This is a genomic window from Streptomyces sp. KL116D, assembly GCF_030766975.1.
In the GTDB taxonomy this organism is placed as follows: Bacteria; Actinomycetota; Actinomycetes; order Streptomycetales; family Streptomycetaceae; genus Streptomyces; species Streptomyces longispororuber_A.
Map to the genome: position 1 here is coordinate 1 of NZ_JASERH010000073.1, position 13389 is coordinate 13389.

The following is a 13389-nucleotide window of genomic DNA, read 5'->3' on the forward strand; positions in this document are numbered from 1 at the left end:
CCCGGCCGCGCCGGCCGCCACCCCGGTGGACGACGGCGCCTACGTGACCCCGCTGGTGCGCAAGCTCGCGTCCGAGAACGGCGTGGACCTGTCCACCGTCAAGGGCAGTGGCGTCGGCGGCCGCATCCGCAAGCAGGACGTCATCGCCGCCGCGGAGGCCGCCAAGGCCGCCGCTCCGGCCGCTGCCGCCCCGGCCGCCGCCGCTGCTCCGAAGGCCCCGGCCCTGGAGGTCTCTCCCCTCCGCGGCCAGACCGTCAAGCTGCCGCGCATCCGCAAGGCCATCGCGGACAACATGCACCGCGCGCTGCAGGAGCAGGCCCAGCTGTCCTCGGTCATCGAGGTCGACATCACCAAGCTGATGAAGCTGCGCAACAAGGCCAAGGACGGCTTCGCCGCCCGCGAGGGCGTCAAGCTCTCCCCGATGCCGTTCTTCGTCAAGGCCGCCGTCCAGGCGCTGAAGGCCCACCCGGTCATCAACGCCCGCCTGAACTACGACGAGGGCACCATCACCTACTTCGACTCCGAGAACGTCGGCATCGCCGTCGACTCGGAGAAGGGCCTGATGACCCCGGTCATCAAGGGTGCCGGTGACCTCAACATCGCGGGCATCGCCAAGAAGACCGCGGAGCTGGCCACCAAGGTCCGCACGAACAAGATCGCCCCGGACGACCTGTCGGGCGCCACCTTCACGATCTCCAACACGGGTTCGCGCGGTGCGCTCTTCGACACGGTCATCGTCCCGCCGAACCAGGTCGCCATCCTGGGCATCGGCGCCACGGTGAAGCGCCCGGTCGTCGTCTCCGACCCGGAGCTCGGTGACACGATCGCCGTCCGCGACATGACGTACGTGACGCTCTCCTACGACCACCGCCTGGTGGACGGCGCCGACGCGGCCCGTTACCTGACGACGGTCAAGCAGATCCTCGAGGCCGGCGAGTTCACCGCCGAGCTGGGTCTGTAAGCACCCGAGCGGCACAGAAGTACGACGGAGCCCCCGTCCGGAGTTTTCAGCTCCGGGCGGGGGCTCCGCCCGTGCCGCGGCTCGTCACCGGGCCCGGCGCACCCGTCAGAATGTTTCCGGCTCCGGGCGGGCACGTCTCTGTAACGGGCATCACCCGTGGCGAGAGCGACCGTGCCCCTTCTGTCCTGGGCCGCAGCCGTATTGTCTAAGGGTCCCGCCGACCCCCGGGTCCGCACCTGCCGAGGAGCCTCCATGACCGCGCCCGTCATCCACTCGCTGCGCGAACAGATCCGCGAGCACATCGTGGAGGGGATCGTCAGCGGCCGCTGGAAGCCCGGCGAGCGGATCGTGGAGCGCCGGATCGCCACCGAGCTGGAGGTCAGCCAGACGCCCGTACGGGAGGCCCTGCGGGAGCTGGAGTCGCTGCGGCTCATCGAGTCGGCGCCCAACAAGGGCGTGCGGGTGCGGAACCTCTCCGCGGCGGACCTGGAGGAGAGCTACCCGGTGCGTGCGGGCCTGGAGGCCATCGCCGCCGAGCTGGCCGCGGAGCGGCTCGCCGAGGACTGTTCGGCCCTGGAGCCGCACGTCGCGGCGCTGTACGTGGCCGACCAGGAGGCCGACGGGACGGGCCAGGTGCGGCACACCGTGGGCTTCCACCGGGAGATGGTGCGGGCGGCCGGGAACTCCGTGCTGCTGCACACCTGGGAGGGGCTCGGCATCGAGGTGTTCACGGCGCTGTCGATCCGGTGGCTGGGGACCGTTCAGCAGTCGTACGCGGAGGAGCACGCGGATCTCGTCGCCGCCTTTCAGCGGCGTGATCCCGATATCGCCGCGCTGGTCAAGGCGCATGTCCTCGGGTGTGCTCCGCGTCCGTGAGCTGCGTCACGTCTGCCGTGTGCGGTGCGTTGCAGGGTGATCGCCGTATGTGGCTGGTCGCGCAGTTCCCCGCACCCCATGCGGGGCACGGAGTGCCCCTCACTCGGGCACTCTGTGCCTACTTTCTCGATCTGAAGAGGTTTTGCCCTTCAACCCTTTGATCGATCATCGATCAGGGAGTTACAGTCGCCGACGGGTCTCCACCGGGACCCGAACCCGCCCTGTCCTGCCAAAGACAGAGGGCACCCCCAACCCCACCCCCTTCGACTCAGGAAGGCGTGCGGCGACTATGACCGACCCCATGCGCATCCAGCCGAGCGAGCTCGACCAGCTCCCGGACCGCGACCCGGAGGAGACCGCCGAATGGCAGGCCTCCCTGGACGCCGTTACCCAGGCGGCCGGGCCGCACCGTGCCGCGCAGCTGATGCGGCGCACGCTGGAGCGCGGCGAGGCCGGCGGCCTGCCGCTGCCCAAGCTCCTGTCCACCGAGTACGTGAACTCGATCCCCACCTCCGCCGAGCCGGACTTCCCCGGTGACGAGGAGCTGGAAGCCAAGATCACCGCGTACAACCGCTGGAACGCGGCCGCGATGGTGACCCGTGGCTCGAAGCACGGCGTCGGCGGCCACATCGCCACCTTCGCCTCGGCGGCCTGGCTGTACGAGACCGGCTTCAACCACTTCTTCCGCGGGAAGGAGGGCGACGGCTCCGGCGACCAGCTGTACATCCAGGGCCACGCGTCGCCCGGCATCTACGCCCGCGCCTTCCTCGACGGCCGCCTCTCCGAGGCGCAGCTCGACAACTTCCGCCGCGAGGCGGGGGGCAACGGCCTGCCGTCGTACCCGCACCCGCGCCGCCTGCCGTGGCTGTGGGAGTTCCCGACCGTGTCCATGGGCCTCGGCCCGCTGTCGGCGATCTACCAGGCGCGGTTCAACCGCTACCTGACCGCCCGCAACATCAAGGACACGTCCAACTCCCACGTCTGGGCCTTCCTCGGCGACGGCGAGATGGACGAGCCCGAGTCGACCTCGGCGCTCACGCTCGCCGCCCGCGAGGGTCTCGACAACCTGACGTTCGTCATCAACTGCAACCTGCAGCGCCTGGACGGCCCGGTCCGCCCGAACTTCCGCGTCGTGCAGGAGCTGGAGGCGCAGTTCCGCGGTTCCGGCTGGAACGTCATCAAGTCGATGTGGGGCAACGCGTGGGACGAGCTGTTCCAGCTCGACACCACCGGCGCGCTCCTGGAGCGGCTCCGCGAGGTCCCGGACGCCCAGTTCCAGACGTACCAGACGCGCGACGTCGCCTACATCCGCGAGAACTTCTTCGGTGCGAACCCGGCGCTGACCGAGCTCGCGAAGGTCCTGTCCGACGACAAGATCTCCGAGTGCTTCCACGTCTCGCGCGGCGGCCACGAGCCCCGCAAGGTGTACGCGGCGTACAAGGCGGCCGTCGAGCACAAGGGCGCCCCGACGGTCATCCTGACGCAGACCGTCAAGGGCATCACGCTCGGCAAGGGCTTCGAGTCCAAGAACGCCAACCACCAGATGAAGAAGCTGACGATCGACGAGTTCAAGGACATGCGTGACCGCCTTGACCTGCCGATCCCGGACAGCGCCTTCGTGGACGGCGTCGTGCCGTACGGGCGTCCCGCCGAGGGCTCGCCCGAGCTGCGCTACCTCGCCGAGCGCCGTGCCGCCCTGGGCGGTCCCGCCCCGGCCCGCCGCACGCAGCCGCTCGCGCCGCTGCCCGCGCCCGCCGACAAGGCGTTCGCGTCGTTCGACAAGGGCTCCGGCAACCAGTCCGTGGCCTCGACGATGGCGCTCGTACGGCTCCTGAAGGACCTCGTACGGGACAAGACGTCCGGCAAGCGCTGGGTGCCGATCATTCCCGACGAGGCGCGCACCTTCGGCATGGAGTCGCTGTTCCCGTCGCTGGGCCTGTACTCGCCCAAGGGCCAGACGTACGACCCGGTCGACCGCGACCAGCTCATGTACTACAAGGAGTCCGAGTCGGGCCAGATCCTCAACGAGGGGATCAACGAGGCCGGTTCGCTCGCCGACTTCATCGCCGCCGCCACGTCGTACTCGACGCACGGCGAGCAGATGATCCCGCTGTACATCTTCTACTCGATGTTCGGCTGGCAGCGCACCGGCGACCAGTTCTGGCAGCTCGCCGACCAGATGGGCCGCGGCTTCGTCGTCGGCGCCACCGCCGGTCGCACGACGCTGACCGGTGAGGGTCTGCAGCACGCGGACGGCCACTCGCCGATGATCGCGGCGACCAACCCGGCCGCCCTGTCGTACGACCCGGCCTTCGCCTACGAGATCGCCACGATCATGAAGGAAGGCCTGCGCCGCATGTACGGCGAGGCCAAGCCGGGCGAGGACCAGGACGTCTTCTACTACCTGACCGTCTACAACGAGCCGATGCCGCAGCCGGCGAAGCCGTCCGTGGCCGGTCTGGACGAGGCCATCATCAAGGGCCTCTACCGGTTCAACACCGCGGAGACCGCGGGCCTGTCGCCGGTGGCGAACGCCCCGCGCATCAACCTCATCGGTTCCGGTACGGCGATCCACTGGACGCTCAAGGCGCAGCAGCTGCTCGCCGAGGAGTGGGGCGTCGCCGCCGACGTCTGGTCGGCCACCTCGTGGACCGAGCTGCGCCGGGACGCCCTGGAGGCGGACGCCGCGATCCTGCGCGGCGAGGAGAAGGTGCCGTTCGTGCGTCAGGCCCTGGCCGGCGCGCAGGGCCCGGTCCTGGCCGTGTCCGACTACATGCGCCAGGTCCCGGACCAGATCGCGCAGTGGGTCGAACAGGACTACACCTCGCTGGGTGCCGACGGCTTCGGCCTCTCCGACACCCGTGAGGACGCCCGCCGCCACTTCGGCGTCGACGCCGAGTCGATCGTCGTCGCGGCCCTGGCCCAGCTCGCCAAGCAGGGCGAGGTCAAGGCGACGGCCGTGAAGGAAGCGCGCGAGCGCTACGGCCTGTAGGAACCGCCCCGGCCCGACAGAGCCGACTGAGCCGACAGAGCCCCCGCCCTCCGTGGCGGGGGCTCTGTCGTACCCGGGCGGCATGATGGACGGCATGCGTGCTGCCCGCCTGATCAAGATGGTGCTCCTGCTCCAGTCGCGGCCGTCGATGACCGCCGCCGAGCTGGCGCGCGAGCTGGAGGTGTCCGAGCGGACCATCACGCGGGACGCCCAGGCCCTGTCGGAGGCGGGCGTGCCGGTGTACGCGGACCGGGGCAGGGCCGGCGGGTACCGGCTGGTCGGGGGGTACCGGACCCGGCTGACCGGGCTCGCGCGCGGCGAGGCGGAGGCGCTGTTCCTGTCCGGCGTGCCGGGGGCGCTGCGCGAGATGGGCCTGGAGGACGCGTCGTCGGCGGCCCGTCTGAAGGTGTCGGCGGCGCTCCTGCCGTCGCTGCGGGACGCGTCGCGGACGGCGGCGCAGCGCTTCCACCTGGACGCGCCGGGCTGGTTCCAGGAGCCGCAGACGCCGGAGCTGCTGCCCGCGGTCGCGGAGGCGGTCTGGGACGACCTGGTGGTGCGGGTGCGGTACCGCAGGCAGGACAGCGAGGTGGAGCGGGAGCTGGAGCCGTACGGGCTCGTGCTCAAGGCCGGGGTCTGGTACCTGGCGGCGCGGGTGCGCGGCGGGGACGCGTTCCGGGTGTACCGCATCGACCGGTTCACGTCGGTGGCGGCGGGTGACGAGCACTTCGTGCGGGCCGAGGGGGAGGACGCGTTCGATCTGCCCGGTTTCTGGGAGGAGCGGGCCGCGCAGTTCGCGCGGGCGCTGCTGCGGGCCGAGGTCGTCGTACGGCTGACGGCGGCGGGCGTACGACAGCTGCCGTACGCCACCGACCGGGCGTCCGCGCGGGAGGCCATGGAGTCGGCCGGGGCGGCCGGTCCCGACGGGCGGGTGACCGTGACGCTGCCGGTCGAGTCGGAGGACGTCGCGTACACCCAGCTCATGGCGCTCGGGCCGGAGGCGGAGGTGCTGGCTCCGGAAGGCCTGCGGGAGCGGTTCGCGCTGGCGGCGCGGCGGATGCGGGGGTGGTACGGGTGAGCGCGGGGCGTACGCCCGTGCCGTGGGCGGGGTGCCCTGGGCATGTGCACGCGTAACGAAGTGGGACAGCTCGTACGCTCGGCGTGCGCCCCCTGGGTCCAGGGCCGATGCTTGTCCCGTGATGGACGAGACCGAGTTCTGGGAGATCGTGGACCGTACTCGTGAGGCCGCCGACGGCGACCCCGAGGACCACGCCGAGCTGCTCGTCGACAGACTGCTGCAGTCCGACCCGGACTCCGTGCTCGACTTCGCCCGTCACTTCGAGGTCCGGTACAACCGGGCCTACCGCTGGGACCTGTGGGGTGCGGCGTGGGTGCTGCTCGGCGGGGCCAGCGACGACGCGTTCGACTTCTTCCGGTGCTGGCTGATCGGGCAGGGCCGGGAGGTGTTCGAGGGGGCGCTGCACGAGCCCGACGCGCTGGCGGAGCTGCTCGACCAGTTCGACGAGGAGGTCGACGGGGACGGGGAGGAGCTCGGGTACGCGGCGGACGAGGCGTACGAGGAGTTGACCGGGACGGTTGCGGCCGACCTGGGTATTCCGCCGGCCCCCGCGGAGCCGGAGGGTACGCCGATCGACTTCGAGGACGCGGGGGTTCTGGCCCGGTTGTATCCCCGCCTCACGGAACGCTTCGGCTAGCCGCCGGTTCTGTTCGTCGACCGCGGCCCGGTGGGGCTTCTCGCGCAGTTCCCCGCGCCCCTGAGCGTCTGCCGGGTTGCGGAGTTTTTTCGACCGCGGGCCGGTGGGAGCTTCTCGCGCAGTTCCCCGCGCCCCTGAGCGTCTGCCGGGTTGCGGAGTTTTTTCGACCGCGGGTCGGTGGGGACCGCGCCCCTGGGCGTCTGCCGGGTGGTGGGGGTTTTTGACCGCGGGTCGGTGGGGCTTCTCGCGCCGTTCCTCGCGACCCTGGGAGGCGTGCCCTTCGGGCGGCCTCTCCACGGTGGGGGAAGGCTGCGCGCAGCGCATGCCTTCAGGGGCGCGGGGAACTGCGCGGTCAGCCCCCACTCAGCCGCAGACGAAGCAGTCGCACCGGCTCACGCAGCCGCGATGGCCTGCTCGACCCCGGGGTACGTGAACTCGAAGCCCGACTCCAGCAGACGCGTCGGCACCGCGCGGGTCGAGCCCAGCACGTCCCCCGCCATCTCCCCCAGCACCAAGCGGAGCGCCCGCGCCGGGACGGTGAAGAGCGTCGGCCGGTGCAGCACGCGCCCCATCGCCGCCGTCACCTCCCGGTTCGTCGCGGGGTGCGGAGCCGTCAGATTGACCGGGCCGGACACCGACTCCTGGTCCAGGAGGTGGCGCAGCGCGGCGACGTGGTCGTGCAGCGCGATGTACGACCAGTACTGCCGGCCGTCGCCCATCCGCCCGCCGAGCCCGGCCTTGAACAGCGGGAAGAGTTTGGCCCAGGCGCCGCCGCCCCGGGCGACGACGAGACCGGTGCGGGCCAGGACGGTGCGGATGCCCGCCTGGTGGGCGGGGGCCGTCGCGGCCTCCCACTCCACGCACAGCGAGGGCAGGAACCCGGCACCGGCGGGCGCCGCCTCGTCGACGGCGCGGGAGCCGGTGTCGCCGTAGTAGCCGATCGCGCTGCCGTTGAGGAGGACCCGCGGCGGGGTGGCGAGGGAGGCGGCGGCCTCGGCGAGGGTCGTCGTGCCGAGGACCCGGCTGTCCCGGATCTCCTTCTTGTACGCCGCCGTCCAGCGGTGGTCGCCGACGCCGGCGCCCGCGAGGTTGACGATCGCCTCGCAGCCGTCGAGCCGGGACGTGTCGACGTAGGAGGCCTTCGGGTCCCAGCGGACCTCATCGGCGGACCGGGCCGCGCGCCGCACCAGGCGGAGCACGTCGTGTCCGTCTGCGGTCAGGGAACGGACGAGGGCCGAGCCGATCAGGCCGGAGGCGCCCGCCACCGCGATACGTGTCATTCCTCCATCCTGCCGGTCGTACAGTGGCCCGCATGTCACAGCCCCTCATACGGTTCGGCGTGCCGGACGACGACGCCCTGCTGGCCCGGCTCGACCGGGAGACCTGGTCGCACCTGCACGCGGTCAAGCCTCGGGACGAGCCGCCGTACGCGCCGTTCTTCAACGAGCGCTTCGGGCCGCGTGACCATCTGGTGGCCGACCTCGACGGTCAGCCGGTGGGCTACGTCCGGATCGGCTATCCGACGGCGCTGCGGGCCAACGCGCACGTGCGGCAGATCCAGGGCCTGGCCGTCGCCGACACGGTGCGCGGGCTCGGCATCGGCCGGACCCTGGTGCGGTCGGCGATCGAGCACGCGCGGCGGCAGGGCGCGCGGCGGATCACCCTGCGGGTGCTCGGCCACAACCTTCCCGCCCGGCGGCTGTACGAGACGGAGGGCTTCGTCGTCGAGGGCGTGCTGCCCGAGGAGTTCCTGCTGGACGGCGCGTACGTGGACGACGTGCTGATGGGGCAGACGCTGTAGCCGTCGGCCCGGCGTGCGCGTGCGGTGGGCAGCCACCCGTAGCAGGGTGAGTGCATGACCTGGCCCGTGGTGCGCCGCCGTGACCGCGGGGAGGAGCGTGCCTGGCTGCGCGGGGCGCCGCCGCCGCGCTGGGTGCGCTGGCTGCCGCTGGTGCTCCTGGCGGGCCTGTGCATCCTCCAGGCGGTCACCGAGGACCGCCTCGACCTCGGCTTCCTGCTCGGCGCGCTGCCGCCGCTCGCGGCCCTGTCGTACGGGCCCGCGGCCACCTCCGTGCTCGGCGGTGTGGTGGTCCTGCTCCTGGACGTTCCGGCGACGGGCTTCGGGCGGGAGGGCAACAGCGACGTGCTGACCGTGGCGTTCGTCGCCGTCCTGAGCGTGCTGATCGCGTGGGTGCGCAGCCGCCGCGACGACCAGCTCGTGACCGTCCGTACGGTGGCGGAGGCGGCGCAGTTCGCGGTGCTGCCGCCGCTGCCCGAGCAGGTCGGGACGGTGCGCTGCGCGGGCGTGTACCGGGCGGCGCAGCGCGGCGCGCTGGTCGGCGGCGACTTCTTCGACGTGCGGCGCGGCCCGCACGGGGTGCGGGCGGTCGTCGGCGACGTGCAGGGGCACGGTCTGGCGGCGGTGGGCACGGTCGCGGGGCTGCTCGGCGCGTTCCGGGAGGCGGTGCTCGACCAGCCGGACCTGGAGCGGGTCGCGGCGCGGCTCGACCGCCGGCTGGTGGTGGACGCGGCGCAGGACGAGCACGCGGAGCTGTTCGCGACGGCGGTGTTCCTGGAGTTCCCCGACGACTCCCCCGTCGTACGGGTCGTGGCCTGCGGCCATCCGCCTCCGCTGCTGCTGCGCGACGGGCGGGTCACGGAGCTGCCGGTGCCGTCCGGGGCGCCGCTCGGGCTCGGGCTCGCCGGGCTCGCGCCGCCGGAGCAGCTGACGGTGGAGCTCAGGCCGGGCGACCGGCTGCTGGCGCCGACCGACGGGGTGACGGAGGCGCGCAACGCGGCCGGCGCCTTCTATCCGCTGGCCGAACGCCTGCCGCGGTTCGCCGGCGAGGACCCGGCCGCGCTCACCGACGCGGTGTGGCGGGACGTGGTGCGCTTCGCGGGCACCGTGCGGGACGATCTGACCCTGCTGGTCTTCGCCCCGCAGGCACCGCGGCAGGCGCGGGAACGGGGGCCGGATGTGCTCGACGCGAGGTGAGGTGTGAACGTAGAGCCCATGAAACACCTGCGCCCCCCGCGCCGCCCCGGATCTCGTCGTGCCGCGGCCACCGTCTCCGCGCTGCTGCTGCCCCTCGCCCTGTCCGGCTGCTCCGACGACGACAGCACGGCCGCTCCCCCGGTGGCCTCGCCCGCGGCGACGGCCAGCGGCGCGCGGTGCGTGACGGATCCGCCGGCCCCGGACGAGGGCGCCGGCGCCTCACCGGCGGGCGTGGGCGCGTACGCGCTGGACAGCGGGGAGGTCGTGGCGCCGCGCAGGAAGACGTTCACGACGAAGGAGGGCGACGAGTCGGCGGTGCTCGTGTCCGGTTCCGGGCGGCTGTCGACGCGCGACTCGAACGTCAAGAAGCGCGGTGCCACGTCGTCCGTGGACGCGTCGGGCGGGCACGGCCTCAATGCGGCGGTGCTGGCCCGCGACGGGGGTCACGTCACCCTGTCCGGCGGCGAGTTCGACACCAAGGGCAAGGGGGCGACGGCCGTCTTCGCGTCCGGCGAGGGCGCGCGGGCCACGCTCAGCGCGAACGCCGTGAAGGCGAAGGGCGCGTCCGCGCACGGCGTGATGGCGTCGTACGGGGGCGTCCTCGATCTGACCTACGTCGACATCGACACGGCGGGCGCGCAGGCCGCCCCGATCGCGACCGGGCCCGGCGGGGCGAAGGTGACGGTGGCCGGCTCCACGGTCACGTCGGCCGGCTGCGGTTCGCCTGGCGTGCAGAGCGCGGGCGACGTCACGGTGTCCGGGACGCTGTTCGACGTGGCGAACTCGGAGGCGTTCACGGTGGAGTCCGGGGGTTCGCTGACCCTGAAGGACGTCCGGGCGTCGGCCGCCGCGGGCGGTGTGGTGCTGCGGGGCGCGGGCGACACCGCGTTCTCGATGTCCGACGGGTCGATCCAGGCGGCCGAGGGGGACGTGTTCTCGGTCCAACAGGCCGTCGCCGACGTGAAGTTGACCGGCGGGGCCGAGGTGACGACGAAGGACGGGGTGCTGCTGCGCGTCCGCGACAAGGGGGTCGCGACGTTCTCGGCGCACAACGAGAAGCTGAAGGGTGACGTGGTCGTGGCGGACGGCTCCGCCACGCTCGATCTGACCGGGTCCACGACGCTGGGCGGAAAGGTCCGGGGTGCTTCGCTGGCGGTCGGGCCGGGGGCGACGTGGTCGGTGGGCGGGGATTCGTCGCTGGCGGGGCTGACGGTGAGCGGGGACGTCTCCGACGCGATTCGGGGGAACGGGTTCACGGTGACGTACGACTCGGGGGCCAGCCCGGGGCTCGGGGGCCGTACGTACCGCCTCTCCGGCGGGGGGACCCTGAAGCCCGCCTCGCCGTAAGGGTTCTCGGGTCGTGCGGCTGCGGGTCTCGTCGTGGCTGGTCGCGCAGTTCCCCGCGCCCCTGAGATGCGCACCCTTCGGGTGGCATCTCCCCGTGGGGGAAGGCTGCGCGCAGCGCATGCCTTCAGGGGCGCGGGGAACTGCGCGACCAGCTCCCGCCAGCCCGCAGACGAAGTCGAGTTTCCAGGGGCGCGAGGAACTGCGCGACCAGCCCCCGCCAGCCCGCAGACGAAGTCGAGTTTCCAGGGGCGCGAGGAACTGCGCGAGAAGCCCCACCGGGCCGCAGGCGAACGAATCGTCAGGGGCGGCCTTGCAGGCGGGCTGCTCGGTCCCGGATCGTGGGGAGTTCGGCCATCAACGCGAGACCGGGGCAGAACGTCTCGTACCCGTCCCGGTGCCCGGAGATCGCCAGGAAGTCCGCGGAGCGCCCCGCGGGGAACCGGCTGTGCCCGTTGCTGGAGACGAGCCGCACCGTGGCCCGCGGATCCGTCCCCGACAGGCCCAGCTTCCACGCGGCGACCGCCGCGATCGCCTCCGTCATGGCCCGCGGCACCGGCGTGCCCTGCGTGAACGTGCCGATCGCGGCGATCCCGGCCGTGTTCTGGTTGAAGCCCTGCGTGTGGGCGCCGACGACGGCCCGGTCGACACCGCCCGCGCGGCCCTCGTAGACGGTGCCGCAGCGGTCGACGAGGAAGTTGTAGCCGATGTCGTCCCACTCCCTGCCGCCGGCCTGGCCCGCGTACAGGTAGCGGATGATGCGGGGCGTGTCCGCGCAGTCGTAGCCGTTCGGGGAGTCCGTGTGGTGGAGGAAGACGGCCTCGACGTGGTCGGCGTAGCGGATCGGGTCGCGGTGGTACGTCTCCGCGCCCGCGAGCCAGACCGTGCGCGGCACGATCCGCGGCCGGGCCGCGGAGTGCGCGCCCGCGGCGGCCCGGCGCACCGGCACGGCGGCGGCCGGCATGGCGGCGGACCGGGCGAGCGGCTGCGTGCCGGGGGTCCCGCGGTGGTCGACGGAGACGGCGCACAGCACGAGGAGCCCGAGGGCCAGGGCCCCGGGCAGGCAGCACAACACAGTCCGTAGGACGCGCACGTCTTCCACTCTCGGGCCGCCGCGTCCTGTGCGGTCGACCACATGTCGGCCAGTCGGCGGAACCAGCACCGGGTCCGTGGTCGTTTGTTACCGATATGGACCTGCACATACTCGACGTGCTGCTGATCGTGGTGGCGCTCGCCTACGCGGCGTCCGGCTACCGGCGCGGGCTGCTCGCGGGCTGCGTCTCGCTCGCCGGGTTCGTCGGCGGCGCCGTCGTCGGCGTCTGGCTGCTGCCGTTCGTGATGGAGGCGGTCACGGCCGGCACGACGGCGGCCACGACCGTCGCCGTGCTCACGGTGCTGCTGCCCGCGGTCGCCGGGCACGCCCTGGCCGGGCGCCTCGCGCTGCGGGTGCGGGGCGAGATGGACCGGGCGCCGGGGCCGCTGCGGGTCGCGGACGGGATCGGCGGGGCGGCGGCCGGGGCGGTCGCGGCCCTCGTGGTGGCGTGGGTGGCGGGCAGCGTGCTCCTCGCGTCGTCGTCCACCGCGCTCAACCAGGCGATCCGGAACTCCACGGTGCTCGGCGCCGTGCAGGACACGATGCCGTCGACGACGCCCGCCTGGTTCTCCCGGGCGACCGGTGCGCTCACCTCGGCGGGCTTCCCGCAGGTCTTCGACCCGTTCGCGAACGAGCCGTCGGCCGAGGTCGCGAAGCCCTCCGGGGACAACGTGACGCGGGCCGCGACCCGCGCCGCCCAGCGCAGCACCGTCAAGGTGGAGGGCGCGTCGGGCACCCAGGGCCGCGAGGGCAGCGGATTCGTGTACTCCGCCCACCACGTCATGACGAATGCGCACGTGGTGGCGGGCATCGACGACCCGTCAGTGCGGGTCGGCGGGGTCGGCCGGGCGTACCCGGCGAAGGTCGTCCTGTTCGACCCGGACAAGGACGTCGCGGTGCTGTACGTGCCGGACCTCGACGCCCCGGTCCTGTCCTTCGACGACAGCACGTCGCGCGGGTCCGCCGCGGTGGTCGCGGGCTATCCGCAGGACGGCGGCCTCGACCTCCAGGCCGCGACGGTGGCCGACACGATCAAGGCGGGCGGGCAGGACATCTACGGCTCGGGGAACGTGACGCGCGAGATCTACTCGATCCGCTCCACGGTGCTGCCCGGCAACTCCGGCGGTCCGCTGCTGACGACGGACGGGCGGGTGTACGGGGTGGTGTTCGCGCGGTCCACGACGGACGCGGGGACGGGGTACGTGCTGACCGCGGGTGAGGTGGCGGGCGACGCGGCGCGGGGCGCGGCCGCTACGGCGCCGGTCGACACGGGCGGGCTGGTGTCGTCGTAGGTCTCGTCGCGGGGTGCGGCCCGGTGGGGCTTCTCGCGCAGTTCCCCGCGCCCCTGAAAGACCGACTTCGGCTGCCGGCCGGTGGGGCTTCTCGCGCAGTTCCCCGCGCCCCTGAAAGACCGAC

11 protein-coding genes are annotated in these 13389 nt (G+C 72.9%); 9 read left to right on the forward strand and 2 right to left on the reverse strand.

All coding sequences use genetic code 11. The features are described from left to right. The 5 genes from sucB to RBJ77_RS29920 form a co-directional block, all read left to right on the forward strand. A partial coding sequence (gene sucB, locus RBJ77_RS29900) for a 2-oxoglutarate dehydrogenase, E2 component, dihydrolipoamide succinyltransferase (protein WP_255969093.1) occupies positions 1-961 on the forward strand: 961 nt, incomplete at its 5' end. A gap of 252 nt (positions 962-1213) precedes the next feature. After that, positions 1214-1837, forward strand: coding sequence for a GntR family transcriptional regulator (locus tag RBJ77_RS29905; protein ID WP_372347856.1), 624 nt, complete (start codon positions 1214-1216; stop codon positions 1835-1837). A 289-nt stretch (positions 1838-2126) separates the two neighbouring features. Continuing rightward, a complete protein-coding gene (gene aceE, locus RBJ77_RS29910; protein ID WP_372347857.1) occupies positions 2127-4829 on the forward strand; it encodes a pyruvate dehydrogenase (acetyl-transferring), homodimeric type in 2703 nt (900 codons plus the stop codon). Between the two features lie 94 nt (positions 4830-4923). Further along, a complete protein-coding gene (locus RBJ77_RS29915; protein WP_372347858.1) occupies positions 4924-5904 on the forward strand; it encodes a helix-turn-helix transcriptional regulator in 981 nt (326 codons plus the stop codon). A 121-nt stretch (positions 5905-6025) separates the two neighbouring features. Then, entirely contained in the window at positions 6026-6541 is a 516-nt protein-coding gene (locus RBJ77_RS29920; RefSeq protein ID WP_372347864.1) for a DUF4240 domain-containing protein, read from the forward strand. A 392-nt stretch (positions 6542-6933) separates the two neighbouring features. Here RBJ77_RS29920 and RBJ77_RS29925 read toward each other — a convergent pair whose 3' ends face one another. Next, positions 6934-7821, reverse strand: coding sequence for a TIGR01777 family oxidoreductase (locus RBJ77_RS29925; protein ID WP_372347859.1), 888 nt, complete (start codon positions 7819-7821; stop codon positions 6934-6936). Between the two features lie 32 nt (positions 7822-7853). On the opposite strand from RBJ77_RS29925, the gene RBJ77_RS29930 reads away from it, so the two are divergent. From RBJ77_RS29930 to RBJ77_RS29940, 3 genes are read left to right on the forward strand one after another with little or no spacing between them, the layout of a single operon-like run. Then, positions 7854-8342 carry an N-acetyltransferase family protein gene (locus RBJ77_RS29930; RefSeq protein WP_372347860.1) on the forward strand — a complete coding sequence of 163 codons (489 nt, stop codon included), beginning with the start codon at positions 7854-7856 and terminating at the stop codon, positions 8340-8342. A 54-nt stretch (positions 8343-8396) separates the two neighbouring features. Then, positions 8397-9536 (forward strand): PP2C family protein-serine/threonine phosphatase, encoded by a 1140-nt coding sequence (locus tag RBJ77_RS29935; RefSeq protein ID WP_372347861.1) that lies wholly within the window; start codon positions 8397-8399, stop codon positions 9534-9536. 18 nt (positions 9537-9554) lie between these two features. After that, the gene (locus RBJ77_RS29940; protein ID WP_372347862.1) at positions 9555-10883 is read left to right on the forward strand and encodes a hypothetical protein; all 1329 of its coding nucleotides are present in this window, start codon (positions 9555-9557) and stop codon (positions 10881-10883) included. A gap of 298 nt (positions 10884-11181) precedes the next feature. Here RBJ77_RS29940 and RBJ77_RS29945 read toward each other — a convergent pair whose 3' ends face one another. Continuing rightward, on the reverse strand, positions 11182-11973 hold the full coding sequence (locus tag RBJ77_RS29945) for a peptidoglycan recognition protein (RefSeq protein WP_372347863.1): 792 nt from the start codon (positions 11971-11973) through the stop codon (positions 11182-11184). 101 nt (positions 11974-12074) lie between these two features. On the opposite strand from RBJ77_RS29945, the gene RBJ77_RS29950 reads away from it, so the two are divergent. Next, positions 12075-13265 (forward strand): MarP family serine protease, encoded by a 1191-nt coding sequence (locus RBJ77_RS29950; protein WP_372347865.1) that lies wholly within the window; start codon positions 12075-12077, stop codon positions 13263-13265. Positions 13266-13389: the final 124 nt, after the last annotated feature.